Below are 17,349 nucleotides of genomic sequence, written 5' to 3'. Positions count from 1 at the left end.
GAGCAAGGAGACGACGATGGGTTTCACCCCGCTGGCCGGTACCCGGGCGCCGGTCCGGGTCTGGACCGACCCGTACACGATCGAGGCGCAGGCGGCCCGGCAGCTGCGTAACATCGGCGCGCTGCCCTGGGTGCACGGCGTCGCGGTGATGCCGGACGTGCACTTCGGTAAGGGCGCGACGGTCGGGTCGGTGATCGCCATGCGGCAGGCGGTGTCGCCGGCCGCGGTCGGCGTCGACATCGGCTGCGGCATGTCCGCGGTGCGTACCTCGCTGACCGCTGTCGACCTGCCCGACGACCTCGCGTCGCTGCGGTCGGCGATCGAGGCGGCGATCCCGGTCGGCTTCGCGATGCGCGAGGACGCGGTGGACCCGCGCCGGATCCGCGGGCTGGAGCAGGCCGGCTGGGACGACTTCTGGCGCCGGTTCGGCACGCTCGACCGGAAGGTGGCCCAGCTCCAGACCCGGGCGCAGCGTCAGCTGGGCACGCTCGGCGGCGGCAACCACTTCATCGAGGTCTGCCTGGAGCAGGGCGGCCCGGACGACGGTCGGGTCTGGTTGATGCTGCACTCCGGTTCCCGCAACATCGGCAAGGAGCTGGCCGAGCGGCACATGGCGGTGGCGCGCGGGCTGCCGCACAACACCGACCTGCCCGACCGGGACCTCGCGGTGTTCCTCGCCGGCACGCCGGAGATGGAGGCCTACCGCCGGGACCTGTGGTGGGCGCAGGAGTACGCCCGGCGCAACCGGGCCGTGATGCTCGCCCTGCTCTGCCAGGTGGTCCGGGAGGCGTTCCCGCGGGTGGGTTACGACGAGGCGATCTCCTGCCACCACAACTACGTGGCGGAGGAGAGCTACGACGGGGTGGACGTGCTGGTGACGCGGAAGGGGGCGATCCGGGCCGGCCGGGGGGACCTGGGCATCATCCCCGGCTCCATGGGCACCGGCTCCTACGTGGTGCGCGGCAAGGGCAACCCCGACGCGTACTGCTCGGCGTCGCACGGCGCCGGCCGGCGGATGTCGCGGGGGCAGGCGAAGCGGACGTACAGCACGGAGGACCTGGCCGCGCAGACGGCCGGGGTGGAGTGCCGCAAGGACGCCGGGGTGGTCGACGAGATCCCCGGCGCGTACAAGGACATCAGCCAGGTGATGGCCCAGCAGGACGACCTGGTCGAGGTGGTCGCCCACCTCAAGCAGGTCGTCTGCGTGAAGGGCTGAGCGGCGGGGCCGGCGTCGAGGGGGCGCCGGCCCTACCGGGCGCGGCGGCGAGCAGCGCGGCGGTGGCGAGCAGCGGTCTCACGGCTCCTCCCCGTCCTCGACGTATTCGAGCAGGTCGCCGGGCTGGCAGCCGAGCACCCGGCACATGGCCTCCAACGTGCTGAACCGGACCGCCTTGGCGCGGCCGTTCTTCAGCACCGCGACGTTGGCCGGGGTCAACCCGACCCGCTCGGCGAACTCGCCGACGCTCATCTTGCGCTTGGCCAGCTCGACGTCGATGCGGACCACGATCGGCATCAGATCACCGCTTCCATGTCGGTGCGCAACGTCGTGGCCTGCCGCAGCAGCGCGCGCATCACGACCATCAGCAGCCCCAGCACGCTGACGCCGGTGGTCAGCAGGAACAGCAGCAGCGGCAGCCCCGGGTCGTCGGCGTGGAAGCCGACGTAGAGGAAGACGCCCACCAGCACCAGCCAGGCGGCGGCGATCGCCCAGACGATCCCGTCGACCCAGGCCAGGGACGCCGGGGTGAAGATCCGGTCGTTCTTGACCAGGGTGAGCAGCTGCCAGGTGCAGACGATCACCACCTGCACGCAGAGCACCCAGAAGATGGTCACGGCGGTGGCCGGCCACCTGAGGTACGCCATGTCCGGGTCCTCCCGGGCCATGTGCGCGAACTGCCCGGGCAGCGACATGGTCTGGAACAGGACCAGGATCCCGAACAGCAGGACGAGGAAGGCGCGGAGAGGTGTCACCGCGCGTTGCGCTGTCAACATGCATCGACTATCGCGCGGAAGCTATCGAAAGTCAATCGGTCCATAGGGATGCGCTCAGCCGTACACCGGGTGTTCGGCCTGGAAGGCGAGCCGGCGGTCCGCGTCGGCGGCCAGTTCGGCGAGCACGTCGTCCAGCTCCAGGAACGTCTGCCAGCGCTCCTGGCCGGTGATGCCGGCGAGCCGGTCCACCACGAGCTGCTCCAGGTCGGTGACGCGGCGGCCCTTCCACACCTTGTCGGCGAGGCTGACCAGCAGGTCCTCCAGCTGCACCCCGGGGGAGTGCCAGGCGGCGTGGGTGACCGCGAAGCGGGCCCGCTCCTCGGGTACGCCGAAGCGCAGCAGCAACTGGTAGCCGGCCTCCTCGTGCTCCGCGCCGGGGCCGGTCAGCTCGGCCGGGTGTTCGACCTTGCCGAGGTCGTGCACGGCCGCGCCGAACAGCACCGCCTGCCGGTCGAACGGCACCGCGGGGAACCGATCGGCGAACGCGGCGGTGAGGTGCCACGCGACGTCGTGCACCAGCCGCAGGTGCGCGCCGAGGCGCGGCGGCGCCGCCAGGGCGGCCAGCAGTTCGGTGGCCACGCCGGGCAGCGGGAGCAGCGGCGGATCGCCCGGGTCGGTCAGGGCGCGGTGCAACGCGTCGGAGGTCACCGGGGCGAGGGTACCCGCCGCCCGGCCGGTCACCGTGCGTGGTGACCGAGAAGCCGAAGGTGAATGGTCCACTCGTCTGATGCCGGAACGACTGTCCTGTCCGGAGGGTGGACGAGACTTCTACCACGGGGGTTCCTCATGACCGCAATGAACAGGCGCGCCCTGCTGCGTGCCGCCGCCCTGACCGGGGCGGCCGCCGCGACCGGCATCGCCGGCTCGCCCGCCGCCGCCGCCGAGATCGTGAACGGGCCGTGGATCGTCACCGGCCCGGGTGTGCTCCAGATCAACCGGGGCCGCACCACCCCGCAGGTTCTGCTGCCCGACGGCACCGACGCGACCGTCTCGCCGGACGGGCGTTACCTGGCCGTGGTCGACCAGAAGCCCGCTCCCATCTTCGACCCGGTCCTCAACCTGCACGATCGGGTGACCGGGCAGAGCCGCACCCTGATCACCGATCCCTTCGGCGCCCACTACGGGTGGCCGACCTGGTCACCCGACGGCACCGAGATCGCCATGGTCATCCGCGACACCACGCTGGTCGCGGTGAACGTCGCCACCGGCGCCCGGCGGATCCTCGTCGAAGGCCACCGCATGTTGCGGCCCAACTGGTCCCGCGACGGCTCGATGATCGTGATGGAGTGGATCAGCCGCTCGGAAGGGCACCAGCTCCGCGCGCTGGAACTGGCCACCGGGAAGGTGCGCCGGGTCTACCAGCCCGAGCCGGGCGAGACCTTCGGCTGGCCGGTGTTCACGCCCGGGTCGAACCGCGTGGTGTTCAGCACCAACCGGTGGACCCGGGACGTGGAGATCGTCGGTGGGTCCCTCGGCTCGGTGCGCGTCGGCGGCACCGGCCTCAAGCGGCTGACCGACGAGCCCCGGGTGTTCCTGTCGCCGGTGTTCTCCCCGGACGGGCGCTACTGCGCCGCGCTGTCGGTGCCGCCCACGAACGAGTACCCGGACGGCGGCAACATCATCGTCTTCACCAGTGGCTTCGGCGAGCCGTGGTGGATCCCGGGCGACGAGTACGACGACAGCATGCGAGTGGACTGGGCGCGGGCGATCTGACACCCGCCGGGACGCGGCGGCCGGCGTGCCGGCCGCCGCGTCCCCGTGTCCGGGGTGGAGTTCCAGCCCGACGGCCGGCGGCGGTGCGAGGCTTGGGGGCGGACGCCGCCGACGGGGCCGGGTCCGCCGTGGAGGGATGATGGCCGAGCCGCCGACCGGGACGTCGTCGCACCGCGCCCAGGCGCACGGCCGGCACGCCAACCATCGCCGCTACCACGACGGCGCGGAGGTCGACGGGTACGTCGACGACCCGTACCACCGGGTGCGTCGCGCGGTCGCGGCCCGGCTGGTGACCGACGGGGTGACCGGCGACGGGCCGGTGCTGGAACTCGGCTGCGGACCGCGCGGCATGCTCGACCCCACCGCGCTGGCCGGCCCGCTCGTGCTCGCGGACGCGGCCGAGGCCGCGTTGGGCACCGCCCGGCGGGCGGCCGGCGGCCGGGCGCTGCCGGTCTGCCTGGACGCCACCCGGGGGCTGCCGTTCCGGGCCGGCAGCTTCGCCGGGCTGCTCGCCGGCGAGCTGATCGAGCACGTCTACGACCCCCTGGCGCTGCTGCGCGAGTGCCACCGCGTCCTGGCGCCGCACGGCCTGCTGGTGCTGACCACCCCGAACCTGGCGCCGGTGCAGGATCGGCTGGCGTTCCTCGCCGGGCGCGCGCCACGCCAGGTCGACCCCCTGCACCCCTACCTGTGGCTGCACATCCGTCCCTTCACCGCGTCGCTGCTGCGGCGGACGCTGCGCCGGGCCGGGTTCACGCCACTGGCGATGCGTTCCAACGAGGTCGGCTGGCGGCTGCCCGGCGGGCGGTGGCTCGCCTCGCGGTGGCTGGCCCGGGCCGCGCCCGGCCTCGGCGGATCGCTCATCTGCGCGGCCCGTCGCGGCGGCGCACCGCCACCGCCCCGAAACGCGCCGTGATCGCGACATTGACAAAGGGCTATCATGGAGGTTCCGTCGTCGACCGGGGGATGTCATGACGCGCCTGTTCGCCTGGGTCGTCACCAATCTCGACGCGTTCATCGGCCTGCTGCTGGCCGTCACGGTGGCCGTGCTGGGCCTGACCAACACGGTCAGCCAGGACGTGGTCAACAGCGCCATCCTGCTGGTCCTCGGCCTGCTCGCGCAGGCGGTGCTGCGGGACCGGCTGCGCCGGCGGACCGCCGAGCAGCAGGTGCGTCAGGTCATGGTGGACACCCGGGACCGGCTCACCGACCTGGTGCCGCAGATGCGCGAGATCACCGGCCCCGAGGGCGCGCTGAACCGGGCCCGGGAGGCCATCGACAGCGTCTCCATGGTGCGGGTGCTGCACGGCAGCGAGGTCGGCCAGACGCTCGCCGAGGCCCGCCGGCACACCGACCGCTGGACCTTCAAGGGCGGCACCGGCACCTACCTGCGCGCGGTCACGTTGCCGGAGTGCCTGGAGCACGCGCGCCGCCGCAACGCCACCCTCACCGTCGCCGTCGAGATCATCGACCCGACCGACGAGGACGTCTGCGAGCGGTACGCGCGGTTCCGCCGCAGCCTCGACCCGGACGCGCCGGGGGAGCGGTGGACGGTCGACCGGACCCGCAAGGAGTCCTACGCGACGGTGCTCGCCGCCTGCTGGCACCTGCAGCGCTCCGGCCTGCTCACGGTCGAGGTGCGGCTCTCCGCCCAGATGACCACGTTCCGCTACGACCTCTCCTCCTCCTGCGTGGTGATCACCCAGGAGAACCCGCAGACCCCGGCGCTGCGCATCGACCGGGGTGAGCTCTACTACAACCGGTTCAACATCGAGCTCGACTACAGCCGCAAGCAGAGCCGGCGGGTGCCGATCGAGGCGGCCGGTCAGGTCAAGCTCGACGACGAGCCGTCGGTCGAGCAGGTACGCCGGCTGTTCGCCGCGCTCGGGCTGACGCTGCCCCGGTCCTTCGGCGACCGCGAGGTCGCCGACATCGTCGGCAAGGCCATCCAGGCGAGGAATCCGTACGCATGACGAGCTACGCCGACCTCGAACGGGAGATCGACCGGGGCACCCGGCCGGACCTGCTGCGCGACTGGGTGCTGGACGTGCTCGCCGATGTCGCCGACGGGCGGCGGGCCCTGCGGGCCGTCCGGCACCCGCTCGGGTTCACCTGCCTGCCGGTCGAGCGCGACGGGCCGGACGGGATCTGCGTGCACGCCTGGCCGGCCGACCCGCCGCCGGTGCGACCGACCACCTCGACCATGCACTCGCACAGCTGGGACCTGCTCAGTCACGTGCTGCACGGCACGGTCCGCAACGAGCTGATCGACATCGACGACGCCGCCGCCGACCCGGCCTGGCGGATCTACGAGGTGCACAGTTTCGGCGAGGTGGACGAGATGGCCGCCACCGACCGGTTGGTCACCGCGACGACCGCCACCGTGGAGACGCACTCGGCCGGCGACTCGTACGCGCTGCGCGCCGGCGGATTCCACACCTCGGAGGTCGACGCCGGCGCGCCGGCGGTGACCGTGGCGCTCGGCCGGACCACTCCCGGCGCGTGCGACCTGAGCCTCGGCGCGGTGGACGGGCGCAGCCACCGGGTACGCCGGGACCGCTGCGACGCGGCGGAGACCGCGCGGATGGCGCGGGAGATCGCCCGACTGGTGGCACGGGGCTGACTGGCTGGAGGAGCCGTAAACGTGGAGCCGAACAGAGGCGGGCCCGACCTGCGCGACGCGCACCGGTTCGCGGTGGAGGTGGCCCGGGCGGCGGGCCGGCTGCTGCGCCGGGGCACCCGGGGCAAGATGCACGCCCGGGCCAAGAACGACTCCGGTGACCTGGTCACCGACCTCGACCTGGCCGCCGAACGGCTGATCGTGGACCGGATCCGGGCCCGCTGGCCGGAGCACGGGGTGATCGCCGAGGAGGGTGGCGAGTACGCCCCGGACACCACCTGGGCGTGGCTGGTGGATCCGCTCGACGGCACCAACAACGTGGCGATCGGGCTACCCGCGTACGTGGTGGGCATCGCCCTGTGCGAGCGCGGCTCGCCGGTGCTCGGCGTGGTGCACGACCCGGTCGCCGGCCACACCTGGTCCGCGATCCGGGGCCGGGGCGCGTTCGTGCACGCCTCCGGCCCGGTGGGCCGTCCGCTGCGCGCCGCCCACCGGCCGGTGCCGGCCGCGCCGGTGCTGGCCTGGACCCAGGGGCACGAGGTACGCCGGGACGACAGCACCGCCCGGGCGCTGAAGGTGGTCCTCGACACCACCGCCCGCCGGGTGCTCCAGCTCTGGGCGCCGCTGCTGTCCTGGGTGATGCTGGCCCGGGGCGACATCGACGGCATCGTCGGCTACCGCCCCGAGTCGATCGACCTGCCGGCCGGGATGCTGCTGGCCGCCGAGGCCGGCATGGCGGTGCGGGCTCTGGACGGCGGCACGTTCGACGACCGCTACGGCTGCCCGGCCGAGCGGCGCAGCTTCGTGGCCGGCCCGCCGGAGACGATCGACCGGCTGGTCAAGCTGGTCACCGCGGCTCAGTGGATCGAGCCGCAGGTGCGCCGGCTCACCCCGGTCGGTCTCGGCTCGGTCGGTTGGTGAGCTGACCCGCGCCGGGGGCGGCCCAGCAGTGGGCGCCCCGGAACCGCACCCCCGGCACGTCCGCGAGCAGGCGCTCCGGGTCGACCAGATCGGCCAGTGCCAGCGGCAGGTCCGCCCGTAGCGCGGTGGCGGCCTCGTCGAGGGTGTCCGCCTCGTCCGCCCAGTCGATGTCGGCCTGCCGCAGCTGCCGCTCGGCGAGCGCCGTCACCGCGCCCGGGTCGTCGACCACGACCTCGACACGGCAGTAGACGTGCACCACCACCGGCTCGTCGTCCCGCACGCCCGGCAGCATCCCATCCGGCGCGCCCTCGGCGCCACCGGCGCCCGACTGCTCGCCACCTGCGGAGCCTTCTCCGAACTCAAACGCGCCCGCGCGGAGGGCTCAGCTTCGCCTAGCCCCGTCGCCACGGCGCGCACCGGCGCGCTGAGCCCGCCGCGCCAGGAAGTCGTCCCAGGTCCGTACGCCGACCGTCGCGGCCGGCCGGGCCAGGTTGGCCCCCTCCCGGTACGCCCGGCCGGCCCGCCCGGGAATCCGCACCGGCACCCGTAGCCGACGCCGGCCGGTGGCGGTCAGGTAGCCCGTCAGCAGCTCGTCGACGCCGTGCGTACCAGGGCCGGCCAGGTCGGGCGTCAGGCCGGCGGGTGCGCCGAGCGCCAGCTCCACCAGCCGCGCCGCCACCTCGCCAGCGTCGACGGGTTGCAGCCGCAGCCCGCCGGGGACCGGGACCACCGGCAACCTCGCCATCGTCGCCAGCATGGTCAGCACCAGATCGTGGAACTGGGCGGCCCGCAGCACCGTCCACGGCAGCCCCGAGTCGACCACCGCGCGCTCGGCGTCGAGCTTGGACCGCATCCAGGCCAGCGGCACCCGGTCGGCGCCGACGACGGAGACGTGCACCAGGTGCGTCACACCGGCCCGGCGTGCCGCCCGGACCAGGTTGCCGGCGGCCCGGTCGTCGCCCCTGGCGCCGCCGGCCAGGTGCAGCACGGTGTCGACGCCGCGTACCGCGGGGACGAGGTTCGCGTCGGTGAGCAGGTCGGCGGTGACGTGGGTGACGCCGTCACCGGCCCGGCCGCCGCGCCGGCTGAGCACCCGGACCGGGTGCCCCGCCGCCCGCAGCAGCGGTACGACGTGCCGGCCGAGCGTGCCGGTGCCGCCGGTGACCAGAATGGGTGTCGCCATGGTGCCCTCCCCGTCGGGGTCGTGGTGTCACCTCCCCGACCCGGGGCGGTGGGCCGGTGTGACCGATGTGATCGCGGTCACCTGTCGTCACGTCCGGGTGCCGGCGCGGGTCGGGACGGTAGGCGGAAGGGGAGGCTGTGACGGTGGGTGACACCTTGGCGGAGCGGTTCGAACGGCAGCGGCCCCGGCTGCGGGCGGTGGCCTACCGGCTGCTCGGTTCGCTGTCCGAGGCCGAGGACGCCGTGCAGGAGACCTGGCTGCGGCTGGCCCGCGCCGACGCCGGCGCGATCGACAACCTGGACGCCTGGCTGACCACTGTGGTCGCCCGGGTCAGCCTGAACACGTTGCGGTCCCGTGCCGCCCGCCGGGAGGACCCGCTCGACGGCCACCTGCCCGACCCGGTGGTGGAGCCGGACGCCGACCCCGCGCGCGCGGCGGTGCTCGCCGACACGGTGGGCCTGGCGCTGCTGGTGGTGCTGGACACGCTCACCCCGACCGAGCGGCTCGCGTTCGTGCTGCACGACATGTTCGGGGTGCCGTTCGACGAGATCGGCCCCCTGGTCGACCGCTCGCCGGCGGCGGCCCGGCAGCTCGCCAGCCGGGCCCGCCGTCGGGTACGCGGGCAGGCGCCCGCCCCGGACCCGGACCTGGCCCGTCAGCGCGCGGTGGTGGACGCGTTCCTGACCGCCGCCCGCGACGGCGACTTCGACGCGTTGATCGCGGTGCTCCACCCGGACGTCGTGCTCCGCTCCGACGGCGGGACCGCGCGGGCCCGGCACACCACCGTGCTCACCGGCGCGCCGACGGTGGCCGTGCAGGCGACGACGTTCGGCCGGCTGTCCCCGTACGCGCGACCCGTGCTGGTCAACGGCGCCGCCGGGGTGCTGGTGAGCACCGGCGGGCGGACGCTGTCGGTGATGGCGTTCACGATCGTGGCCGGACGCGTCGCCGCCGTGGACGTGATCGCCGACCCACGCCGGCTGGCCGCGCTCGGCCTCGCCGGCTGACTCGGAAGCGGTGTCAGCGCACGACGACCAGGTTGGCCATGTCGACCACCGGCCGGAAGCCGAGCCGTGCGTAGAGCCGGTTCGACGTCGGGTTCGCCTGGTCGGTGTAGAGGCACACCCGGGCGCCCTCGGCCCGCAACAGGCGGCTGACCTCGGCGACCGCGGCGGCGGCCCAGCCCCGGCCGCGCTGCTGCGGCGGCGTGTAGACCGGGCCGACCCGGGCCACGCCGAACGACGTCGGGTTGGCGGCGGTGAGGTGCACCGGCCGCCCCGCCGGGTCGGTCCACAACCAGACCCGCCCGCCCCGGATGCGGCGGAGCAGCTCCTCGCGGTCGGGCGTCTCGTGGGCGCTGGCGCCGCGCGCGCGGCCCGCCTGCTCGTCGGCGTCGGCCATGAACGCGTCGAACCACGCGGCGACCAGGTCGACGTCGTCCTCCGCGGCGACCCGCAGCGCGCCCGGGGTCGACGCGGGCGGCACCAGCTCGTCGAGTTCGTGCAGCCGGGTGTGCTGGGCGACCTCGACCCGGCCGCCACCGAGACGGGCCACCTCGGCGGCACACTCGCGGGCCGCCGGCAGGGCCCCGTTGACCGCGGTCACCTCCTCGCCGCGCTCGTGCCACGTCCGGGCCAGCGCGACGGCCGCCTCCGTCGGCATCGGCAGCAGGAACGGCGGGCGCGGCGGGAAGGGGGCGGCCCGCATCCCCACCCCGACCACCGCGCCGCGGGCGTCCCGGACCACCAACCACCAGTCGCCGTCGGGTGTCGCGACCCCTTCGGCCCGGCGGACGGCGGCCCGGTTCGTGACGCTGGCGACCACGGTGCCGACCACCGGGTCCGCGGCCAGGTGGTCGCCGGCGACGGCGAGGAACTCGCCCGGATCGGCATGGAAGTGGAGGGTGGGGGCGGCGGTCATGGACGCACGCTAGCGGCCGGTCGGTGCCCCGCCGAAGCCCTTTTCCGCGGCGTCCGGCCCGAGGGCTCGTCCGGCGGCCAGCTCCGCGAACCAGCGTCCGCCGGCCGGTCGCACGTCGCGCACGGCCAGGCCGGCCGTCGCGGCGGGACCGTGCACCGCCCGGGTGTCCAGCCGCGCCCAGCCGAAGCTGGGCCCCCGGCGCCGCCCGGAGACCACGTACGCCTGACCCTGCCAGGCGCCGCTGCCCGGCGGCTCCAGCTCGACCAGGACCGTGCCGTCCGGGTGCAGCAGCTCCCGGCACCGGCGCAGCAGGCGCCCCGGATCGCCGCCGATGCCGATGTTGCCGTCCAGCAGCACCACGTGCCGCCACCGGCCCTCGGCGGGCAGCGGATCGAACAGGTCGGCCCGCAGCGCGACCGCGCCCCGGGACCGGGCCAGCGCCACCGCCCGGGCGCACACGTCGACCCCGAGCGTGGTCACGCCGGAGCGCGTCAGCGCCGCGGTGAGCCGGCCCGGGCCGCAGCCGAGGTCCAGCGTCGGCCCGTGGCAGCGGTCCACGACCGCGGCGATCGCCGGCTCCGCCCGGCCGTGCCACCGCTCCACCGGCAGCCGGCGCCGCACGCCGTCGGCCTGCACCAGCCAGTGCGCGCCGGCCCGCCGCCGCAGCGCGGCCCCGAAGCCGTCCCGCGGCTCCACCGCGGTGCTGAGCCGGCTCACCGGTCGCCGCCGGGCACCAGGACCGGCCGCAGCGCGGCCACCTCGCGGGCGAACCGTCCGCCCGGCGCGGCGCGGGCCACCGCCCGCGCGTCGGCCCAGTCGTCCACGTCGCGCAGCGTCGGCAGCGCCGCGACCCGCAGGCCGGCGCCGACCAGCGCCGCGTGGGTGAGCCGGCCGGTGTCGGCGGTGGACATCGGCACGCCGCGCAGCGCCGCCGCGCGCCTCGGATCCCGCAGCCCCAGCGCCCACCAGCCGCCGTCCGCCGCCGGCCCGAGCACCGCGTCGGTCCCGGGCAGGGCCAACCGGCGCACGGCGGCGGCCAACCGTGCCGGGGTCAGCTGCGGGGTGTCCATGCCGATCTGGAGCACCGGCCGATCCGGGTACGCGTCGGCCGCGTCGGCGTGCGCGTGCGCGAGCCGGTCGGCCAGGCCGTCACCGCGCTGCGGCAGCACCGCCCACCCGGCCACGGCGGCGGCCAGGTCCGCCCCGTCCTCGGCGTCGGCGAGACGCCCGGCCAGCGCCAGGACCGGCACGACACCCGGGGTGGCGGCGACCGCGTCCACCGTGTCGCGCAGCGCCGCGGCGGCGATCCGGGCCGCCCGCACCGGGGACGCCGGTGGGCAGAGGCGGGTCTTCACCGCGCCGGGCACCGGCGCCTTCGCCATCACCAGAAGGACGGTCACCGCCGGCCGTCCACGGTGCGCAGGACCGTCAGGAAGTCGCGGGTGGCCCGGACGGTGCCGCGTACCGAGCCGGACACCTTGGACCGGGTGCCGGCGGCGCGCGGGGCGTAGCGCACGTCGTGTTCGTGGATCCGCCAACCGGCCGCCGCCGCCCGGATCATCAGCTCCAGGGGGTAGCCGAACGCGCGGTCGGTGACCCCGAGCGCGAGCAGCGCCTCCCGCCGCGCGACCCGGATGGGGCTGAGGTCGCGCAGCGGCACCCCCCGCTGCCGCAGCAGCGCGGCGACCACCGCGGTGCCGGCCCGGGCGTGCCACGGCCAGGCCGAGGTGGACACCGGCCGCCGGCGGCCCACCGACAGGTCGGCCGTGCCGGCCGCCACCGGGGCGACCAGCGCCGGCAGCTCACCGGGATCGAACGAGCCGTCCGCGTCCAGCACGCAGACCAGCTCGGTCTCGGCGTGTTCCAGCCCGGTGTGCACGGCCGCGCCGTAGCCGCGCCGGGGCTCGCGTACCACCCGGGCGCCGTGCCGGGCGGCCACCTCGGGCGAGCCGTCCCGGGAGCCGTTGTCCACCACGATCGCCCGGTAGCCGGGCGGCAGCGCGCCCAGCACCCCGGGCAGGGCGGCGGCCTCGTCCAGGCACGGCAGCACCACGTCGATCTGTGTCCGCATGCCGCCGACGCTAGGCCGGGACCCGCCGCGCCGTACCCCGATCGGGCTTACGGAACCCTTACCGAGCAGGGATTTCTTACCATCCGGTGACACGCCTGCGGCGTGTGTCCCGCGGGGCGGCGGCGGGCCGTACCGTGCGGTCGTCATGAGATCCGCACCCACGCTGCGCCGCGCCCCCGCCGCGGACCGGACCGGAGCCCCGCACCGGGGCGACCTGGTCGTGGTCGCGGTCGAGGCGGCGCTGCTCGCCGCCGCCGTCGTGGTCGGCCTGGCGCTCAACCGGCGCGGCGTGGGGCTGCACGCCGACGCCGCGCCGCTCTACGCCACCTGGCGTCCGCACGTCGGCTGGGGTACGCCGCTGGCGGTCCTGGTCGCGCTGGTCGTGCTCGGGCCCGGGCTGCGCTGGGCACGCACGGCACGCTGGGGACCGTTGCTGGCCGCCGGCTGGCTGGCGGCGGTGGCCTGGACGCTGGCGCTGGCCCTCGTGGACGGCTGGTCGACCGGGCTGGCCCGGCGGCTCACCCCCCAGGCCGAGTATCTGCACGAGGTGCCCGGGGTGACCGACATCCCCCGGATGCTGGCCGGCTTCACCGACCGGATCCTGGACTTCCAACCCGACTCCTGGTCCACGCACACCGCCGGACACCCGCCGGGCGCGCTGCTGGTCTTCGTCTGGCTGGACCGGGTCGGTCTCGGCGGCGGCGCCGCCGCCGCGCTCTGCTGCGTGCTGGTCGGCGCGACCGTCGCGGTGTCCGTGCCGGTCACGCTGCGGGCGCTCGGCGCCGCCGACGCCGCCCGGACGGTGCTGCCGTTCCTGGTGCTGCTGCCCGGGGCGGTGTGGCTGGGCGCCTCCGGCGACGCGGTGTTCACCGGCGTGGTCGCCGCCGGGCTGGCCCTGCTGGCGGTACGCGGACCGACGGCCGCGCTGGCCGGCGGGCTGCTGCTCGGCTTCGCGCTGCACCTGTCGTACGGGTTCGTGCTGGTGGGCGCGCTGGCGGTGACCGTGCTGGCGCTGCGACCCGACCGGCGCCGGTCGGCGCTGCTCGCCGCGACCGCCGGTGTCGCCGCCGTCACCACGCTCTTCGTGCTGGCCGGCTTCCGCTGGTGGGAGGGGTACGACCGGGTGGTCGAACGCTACTACCAGGGCTGGGCGGCCGACCGCCCGTACGCGTACTGGGTCTGGGCGAACCTGGCGGCGTTGCTGATCTCCGCCGGGCCGGTGCTCGGGCCGGCGCTGCGTCGCGCCGCCGTGGCCGCCCGGGCCGGCTGGCGGACCGGCGTCGACCGGGTCGGAAGCACGCGGGTCACCGCCGTGGCGGACGCCGGCGGGACCGACCCGGTCGGCACGTCCTCGTCACCCGGTCGGTCGGCGGGTCGGCTCGTCCGGCGGGTCGTGGCGCTGGGGCCGACCGTCCTGCTGCCGGCCGCCGCCGCGCTGGTGGTGGCCGCCGCCGACCTGTCCGGGATGAGCAAGGCCGAGGTGGAGCGGATCTGGCTGCCGTTCGTGGTCTGGCTGCTGGTCGCCGTCGCGCACCTGCCGGCACCGGCCCGCCGCCGCTGGCTCGCCGCCCAGGCCCTGACCGCCCTCCTGGTCAACCACCTCCTCCTCACCGTCTCCTGACCCCCGCGCCGGGGGAGCGGGGGGAGTCAGGCGGGGGAGAGGGCGGCGGGGGCGCGGAGGGGATCGGTGGCGAAGGCGGTGACGCCCTCGACGAAACCGACCCGCGCGGTGTAGCCGAGCAGCTCCCGGGCGCGGGCCGGATCGGCCACCACGTGCCGCACGTCGGCCGCCCGCGCGCCGCCGACCACCTCCGGCGCCGGGCCGTCCATCGCCCGGGCCAACGCCACCGCCAGGTCGCCGACCGTGTGCGGCTCGCCGGAGCAGACGTTCACCGCGACCAGACCGTCCGGCGGCGGCGCGGTCAGCGCCAGCAGGTTCGCCCGGGCCACGTCGGTCACGTGCACGAAGTCCCGCCGCTGGCGTCCGTCCTCCAGCACGACCGGCGCCCGCCCGGCGGCCAGCGCCGAGCGGAACAGCGAGGCCACCCCGGCGTACGGGGTGTCGCGGGGCATCCGCGGCCCGTACACGTTGTGGTAGCGCAGCGCCCACACGCCGCCGCCGGTCTGCCGGGCCCACGCCGCGGCGTAGTGCTCCTGGGCCAGCTTGCTGGCGGCGTACGTGCTGCGCGGCTCCAGCGGCGCGTCCTCGGGCACGAGGGCCGGGGCGAGCGTGCCGCCGCAGGCGGGGCAGGTCGGGTCGTAGCGGCCGGCGGCCAGGTCGGCGGTGCGGCGCGGGGCCGGACGGACCACGCCGTGCCGGGCGCAGGTGTAGCGCCCTTCGCCGTAGACCACCATGGAGCTGGCCAGCACCAGCCGCCGTATCCCGGCCCGGTGCATCGCGGCCAGCAGCACCGCCGTGCCGAGGTCGTTGTGCCCCGCGTAGTCGGGAGCGTCGGACGGGTCCAGCCCGTGGCCGACCATCGCCGCCTGGTGGCAGACCGCGTCGACGCCGGGCAGCAGGCGGTCCAGCAGCGCGGCGTCGCGCACGTCGCCGACCACCGGGTCGTGCCGGCGGGACCACTCCGGCAGCGTCCCGCCGTGCGCCTGCGGCAGCAGGGCGTCCAGGCAGACCGGCTGGTGGCCCTCGGCGGCCAGCAGGTCGGCGATCTGCGATCCGATGAACCCGGCCGCGCCGGTGACCAGTACCCGCATACCGGCCCACGCTAGGGCACCCGGGAGCGGCCGGGGGCCGGTTCGCCGGGGACGTCAGCGGTCCGTAAGGGACGGCGGTGGTAAGGCTTCGGTAATGCGGCAAAAGCCGCCGTGAGGTGGCGTCGACGTCTAGCGTCCGAATCCGGGAGCGCCGGCCGTCCGGCCGGCGCCGACGCCCAGGGAGGTGCCGTGCCCACCGATGCTGCGACCGCGGGAGGCGGCGGGTCCGACGCCCCGCCGCCGCCCGGACCCGGGTACGCCGCTCCGGCCCGGCTCTGGCGCGCGCTGGACCGGCGCCGTCCGCCCGGCGTCGACGCGGTGGACCGGTCCTGGCGCAGTCCGGTACGCGGACCGTGGCTGACCTCGGTGCTGGGCGCCGCGCTGCTGGTCACGCTGCCGCTGGTGATCGTCACCGGGCTGCTCGACTGGATCGCCTACGGCCCCCGCCTCGGGCAGGCGTTTCCCCGGGACGTGGGCTGGCTGCACCCACCGGTGTTCGACTGGCCGACCCGCCCGGTGTGGCTGTTCCGCCTCACCCAGGGGCTGCACGTCACGCTCGGGATCGTGCTGGTGCCGGTGGTGCTGACCAAGCTCTGGTCGGTGGTGCCGAAGCTGTTCGCCTGGCCGCCGGCCCGCTCGCTCGCACAGGTGCTGGAACGCCTGTCGTTGCTGCTGCTGGTCGGCGGGATCCTGTTCCAGAGCGCCACCGGCCTGCTCAACGTCCAGTACGCGTACCTGTTCGGCTTCGACTTCTACACCGCACACTGGTACGGCGCCTGGGTGTTCACCGTCGCGCTGGTGGTCCACGTGACGATCAAGCTGCCCCGGCTGGTGACCGCGCTGCGCGGGCCGGGCTTCGCGCGTACCCCGGTGGCGCGGACCCGGGCGGAGCCGCGCGATCCGGACGGCCTGGTGGCCCGCCGCCCGGGCCCGGCGACGATGAGCCGCCGAGGCGTGCTGGCGCTGGCCGGTGGGGGCGCGCTGCTGCTGGCCGCGCTGACCGTCGGGCAGAGCGCGGACGCGCTGCGACGGACCGCGTTGCTGCTGCCCCGCAGCCGGCGGATGGGCGACGGGCCGACCGGTTTCCCGGTCAACCGCACCGCCGCCGCGGCCGGCGTCACCCCTGAGCAGACCGGCGCCGGCTGGCGGCTGACGCTGCGCGCCGGAGACCGGACGCGGACGCTGGACCGGGCCCGGCTGCTCGCGCTGCCCCAGCACACCGCCACCCTGCCGATCGCCTGCGTGGAAGGCTGGTCCACGTCGCAGACCTGGACCGGCGTACGCCTGCGGGACCTGGCCGCGCTGGTCGGGGCCGACGCGCCCGCCGTGGCCCGGGTCCGGTCGCTGGAGCGGAGCGGGCAGTTCAACCGGGCCACCCTGCACGGCGGTCAGGTCACCGACCCGGATGCGCTGCTCGCGCTGCGGGTCAACGGCGTCGACCTCAGCCCCGACCACGGCTTCCCGGCGCGGGTCGTGGTGCCCGCGCTGCCCGGCGTGCACTGCACCAAGTGGGTCGAGGAGATCGTGTTCGATGGCTGACTTCCGGCGGGCGTACGGCGCGGCGCCCTGGCATCTGCTGCTCCTGGTCGGCTGCTTCGCGGTGACCGGGTGGATCGCGTTGCGGCTGGCCGGCGAGCCGACGGCCGGCCGGATGCTGCTGTGGTTCCTCGGCGCGGTGGTCGCGCACGACCTGGTGCTCTTCCCGGCGTACGCGGCGGTCGACCGGTTGCTGGGACGGGTCGGCCCGACGCCGCGCAACCACGTCCGTGTCCCGGCGCTCGGGTCGGGGCTGCTGTTCCTGGTCTACCTGCCCGGCATCCTCGGACTGGGCGACGGCACCTACACGGCGGCCACCGGCCTGGCGCCCCGGCCCCTGCTCGGCCGCTGGCTGGCGGTCACCGCCGTGCTCTTCGCCGCCAGCGCACTGCTCTACGCGCTCCGCCGGACCCGACACCGTCCGCCCGCACCACCGCCGTGACCCCGCCCTCCGGCGTGCGTGCGATGGCCCGGCGTGCGGTGGTCTGGCGTGCGACGTCTCGGCGGGTGGCGGTCGAGCCTCCGACGGCCTGCCGTGCGACGTTCCGGCCTACGGCGGGCGGCCCACGGCGGGCGACGCGCGGCCCACGGCGGGCGGCGTGCGGCCCACGGCGCGCGGCGCGGCTCACGGCGCGCGGCTCACGGCGCGACCAGCGGGCAGATGCGTCGTCGTCCGCCGCC

At 75.8% G+C, this 17,349-nt stretch carries 20 protein-coding genes; 10 read left to right on the top strand and 10 right to left on the bottom strand.

The window, feature by feature from the left end; genetic code table 11:
• Positions 1–16 precede the first annotated feature (16 nt).
• Positions 17–1,216 carry an RtcB family protein gene (locus tag ACN27B_RS26285; protein WP_422741795.1) on the top strand — a complete coding sequence of 400 codons (1,200 nt, stop codon included), beginning with the start codon at positions 17–19 and terminating at the stop codon, positions 1,214–1,216.
• Positions 1,217–1,294: 78 nt separating this feature from the next.
• On the opposite strand, the gene ACN27B_RS26280 is transcribed toward ACN27B_RS26285, so the two are convergent.
• The 3 genes from ACN27B_RS26280 to ACN27B_RS26270 are packed head-to-tail and all read right to left on the bottom strand — an operon-like array spanning position 1,295 to position 2,640.
• On the bottom strand, positions 1,295–1,513 hold the full coding sequence (locus tag ACN27B_RS26280) for a helix-turn-helix domain-containing protein (RefSeq protein ID WP_091574225.1): 219 nt from the start codon (positions 1,511–1,513) through the stop codon (positions 1,295–1,297).
• Complete coding sequence (locus ACN27B_RS26275) at positions 1,513–1,992, bottom strand: DUF2975 domain-containing protein (RefSeq protein WP_355526927.1); 480 nt, start codon at positions 1,990–1,992, stop codon at positions 1,513–1,515. Before ACN27B_RS26275 ends, ACN27B_RS26280 begins: the two co-directional genes overlap by 1 nt.
• Before the next feature lie 54 nt (positions 1,993–2,046).
• Positions 2,047–2,640: an HD domain-containing protein gene (locus ACN27B_RS26270; protein ID WP_091577565.1), complete on the bottom strand. Its 594-nt coding sequence runs from the start codon at positions 2,638–2,640 to the stop codon at positions 2,047–2,049.
• 147 nt (positions 2,641–2,787) lie between these two features.
• On the opposite strand from ACN27B_RS26270, the gene ACN27B_RS26265 reads away from it, so the two are divergent.
• The 5 genes from ACN27B_RS26265 (at position 2,788) to ACN27B_RS26245 (ending at position 7,246) form a co-directional block, all read left to right on the top strand.
• A complete protein-coding gene (locus ACN27B_RS26265; protein ID WP_422741794.1) occupies positions 2,788–3,705 on the top strand; it encodes a TolB family protein in 918 nt (305 codons plus the stop codon).
• A 139-nt stretch (positions 3,706–3,844) separates the two neighbouring features.
• Positions 3,845–4,621 (top strand): class I SAM-dependent methyltransferase, encoded by a 777-nt coding sequence (locus ACN27B_RS26260; RefSeq protein ID WP_099164560.1) that lies wholly within the window; start codon positions 3,845–3,847, stop codon positions 4,619–4,621.
• 55 nt (positions 4,622–4,676) lie between these two features.
• Positions 4,677–5,678 (top strand): hypothetical protein, encoded by a 1,002-nt coding sequence (locus ACN27B_RS26255; protein WP_091574230.1) that lies wholly within the window; start codon positions 4,677–4,679, stop codon positions 5,676–5,678.
• A complete protein-coding gene (locus ACN27B_RS26250; protein WP_099160797.1) occupies positions 5,675–6,328 on the top strand; it encodes a hypothetical protein in 654 nt (217 codons plus the stop codon). The genes ACN27B_RS26255 and ACN27B_RS26250 overlap by 4 nt, the downstream gene beginning before the upstream one ends.
• A 21-nt stretch (positions 6,329–6,349) precedes the next feature.
• Positions 6,350–7,246 carry an inositol monophosphatase family protein gene (locus ACN27B_RS26245; RefSeq protein ID WP_422741793.1) on the top strand — a complete coding sequence of 299 codons (897 nt, stop codon included), beginning with the start codon at positions 6,350–6,352 and terminating at the stop codon, positions 7,244–7,246.
• On the opposite strand, the gene ACN27B_RS26240 is transcribed toward ACN27B_RS26245, so the two are convergent.
• A complete protein-coding gene (locus ACN27B_RS26240; RefSeq protein ID WP_099160799.1) occupies positions 7,212–7,526 on the bottom strand; it encodes a hypothetical protein in 315 nt (104 codons plus the stop codon). The two genes, ACN27B_RS26245 and ACN27B_RS26240, sit on opposite strands and share 35 nt — an antisense overlap.
• Before the next feature lie 102 nt (positions 7,527–7,628).
• Positions 7,629–8,429, bottom strand: coding sequence for an SDR family oxidoreductase (locus ACN27B_RS26235; RefSeq protein WP_422741792.1), 801 nt, complete (start codon positions 8,427–8,429; stop codon positions 7,629–7,631).
• 137 nt (positions 8,430–8,566) lie between these two features.
• Between ACN27B_RS26235 and sigJ the strand changes: the two genes are divergently transcribed.
• Positions 8,567–9,436 (top strand): RNA polymerase sigma factor SigJ, encoded by an 870-nt coding sequence (gene sigJ, locus ACN27B_RS26230; protein ID WP_422741791.1) that lies wholly within the window; start codon positions 8,567–8,569, stop codon positions 9,434–9,436.
• A gap of 13 nt (positions 9,437–9,449) precedes the next feature.
• Here the strand turns inward: sigJ and ACN27B_RS26225 are convergent, their stop codons facing one another.
• Genes ACN27B_RS26225 through ACN27B_RS26210 form a run of 4 tightly spaced genes read right to left on the bottom strand, consistent with a single transcriptional unit; the run spans position 9,450 to position 12,420 of the window.
• Positions 9,450–10,349, bottom strand: coding sequence for a GNAT family N-acetyltransferase (locus tag ACN27B_RS26225; protein ID WP_355523115.1), 900 nt, complete (start codon positions 10,347–10,349; stop codon positions 9,450–9,452).
• 9 nt (positions 10,350–10,358) lie between these two features.
• Positions 10,359–11,066 carry a methyltransferase domain-containing protein gene (locus tag ACN27B_RS26220; protein WP_422741790.1) on the bottom strand — a complete coding sequence of 236 codons (708 nt, stop codon included), beginning with the start codon at positions 11,064–11,066 and terminating at the stop codon, positions 10,359–10,361.
• Positions 11,063–11,749 (bottom strand): TIGR04282 family arsenosugar biosynthesis glycosyltransferase, encoded by a 687-nt coding sequence (locus ACN27B_RS26215; RefSeq protein WP_099160804.1) that lies wholly within the window; start codon positions 11,747–11,749, stop codon positions 11,063–11,065. The genes ACN27B_RS26220 and ACN27B_RS26215 overlap by 4 nt, the downstream gene beginning before the upstream one ends.
• Positions 11,746–12,420, bottom strand: coding sequence for a glycosyltransferase family 2 protein (locus tag ACN27B_RS26210; RefSeq protein ID WP_091574238.1), 675 nt, complete (start codon positions 12,418–12,420; stop codon positions 11,746–11,748). The genes ACN27B_RS26215 and ACN27B_RS26210 overlap by 4 nt, the downstream gene beginning before the upstream one ends.
• 145 nt (positions 12,421–12,565) lie before the next feature.
• On the opposite strand from ACN27B_RS26210, the gene ACN27B_RS26205 reads away from it, so the two are divergent.
• Positions 12,566–14,041: a hypothetical protein gene (locus ACN27B_RS26205; protein WP_422741789.1), complete on the top strand. Its 1,476-nt coding sequence runs from the start codon at positions 12,566–12,568 to the stop codon at positions 14,039–14,041.
• Between the two features lie 26 nt (positions 14,042–14,067).
• Here ACN27B_RS26205 and ACN27B_RS26200 read toward each other — a convergent pair whose 3' ends face one another.
• On the bottom strand, positions 14,068–15,132 hold the full coding sequence (locus tag ACN27B_RS26200) for an NAD-dependent epimerase/dehydratase family protein (protein ID WP_099160806.1): 1,065 nt from the start codon (positions 15,130–15,132) through the stop codon (positions 14,068–14,070).
• 189 nt (positions 15,133–15,321) lie between these two features.
• Between ACN27B_RS26200 and ACN27B_RS26195 the strand changes: the two genes are divergently transcribed.
• Both ACN27B_RS26195 and ACN27B_RS26190 read left to right on the top strand, forming a co-directional pair.
• Positions 15,322–16,671: a molybdopterin-dependent oxidoreductase gene (locus ACN27B_RS26195; protein WP_422741788.1), complete on the top strand. Its 1,350-nt coding sequence runs from the start codon at positions 15,322–15,324 to the stop codon at positions 16,669–16,671.
• Positions 16,664–17,110: a hypothetical protein gene (locus tag ACN27B_RS26190; RefSeq protein WP_099160808.1), complete on the top strand. Its 447-nt coding sequence runs from the start codon at positions 16,664–16,666 to the stop codon at positions 17,108–17,110. Before ACN27B_RS26195 ends, ACN27B_RS26190 begins: the two co-directional genes overlap by 8 nt.
• Positions 17,111–17,349: the final 239 nt, after the last annotated feature.

Origin of the sequence: Micromonospora sp. WMMD754 (genome assembly GCF_049315235.1) — a bacterium.
In the GTDB taxonomy this organism is placed as follows: Bacteria; Actinomycetota; Actinomycetes; order Mycobacteriales; family Micromonosporaceae; genus Micromonospora; species Micromonospora sediminicola.
This window is presented reverse-complemented; position numbering and strand designations above follow the sequence as displayed.

Coding starts and splice junctions, on each gene's coding strand:
- ACN27B_RS26285 (WP_422741795.1), top strand. CDS start 17: ATGGGTTTCACCCCGCTGGCCGGTACCCGGGCGCCGGTCCGGGTCTGG.
- ACN27B_RS26280 (WP_091574225.1), bottom strand. CDS start 1,513: ATGCCGATCGTGGTCCGCATCGACGTCGAGCTGGCCAAGCGCAAGATG.
- ACN27B_RS26275 (WP_355526927.1), bottom strand. CDS start 1,992: ATGTTGACAGCGCAACGCGCGGTGACACCTCTCCGCGCCTTCCTCGTC.
- ACN27B_RS26265 (WP_422741794.1), top strand. CDS start 2,788: ATGAACAGGCGCGCCCTGCTGCGTGCCGCCGCCCTGACCGGGGCGGCC.
- ACN27B_RS26260 (WP_099164560.1), top strand. CDS start 3,845: ATGGCCGAGCCGCCGACCGGGACGTCGTCGCACCGCGCCCAGGCGCAC.
- ACN27B_RS26255 (WP_091574230.1), top strand. CDS start 4,677: ATGACGCGCCTGTTCGCCTGGGTCGTCACCAATCTCGACGCGTTCATC.
- ACN27B_RS26250 (WP_099160797.1), top strand. CDS start 5,675: ATGACGAGCTACGCCGACCTCGAACGGGAGATCGACCGGGGCACCCGG.
- ACN27B_RS26235 (WP_422741792.1), bottom strand. CDS start 8,429: ATGGCGACACCCATTCTGGTCACCGGCGGCACCGGCACGCTCGGCCGG.
- ACN27B_RS26225 (WP_355523115.1), bottom strand. CDS start 10,349: ATGACCGCCGCCCCCACCCTCCACTTCCATGCCGATCCGGGCGAGTTC.
- ACN27B_RS26210 (WP_091574238.1), bottom strand. CDS start 12,420: ATGCGGACACAGATCGACGTGGTGCTGCCGTGCCTGGACGAGGCCGCC.
- ACN27B_RS26205 (WP_422741789.1), top strand. CDS start 12,566: ATGAGATCCGCACCCACGCTGCGCCGCGCCCCCGCCGCGGACCGGACC.
- ACN27B_RS26200 (WP_099160806.1), bottom strand. CDS start 15,132: ATGCGGGTACTGGTCACCGGCGCGGCCGGGTTCATCGGATCGCAGATC.
- ACN27B_RS26190 (WP_099160808.1), top strand. CDS start 16,664: ATGGCTGACTTCCGGCGGGCGTACGGCGCGGCGCCCTGGCATCTGCTG.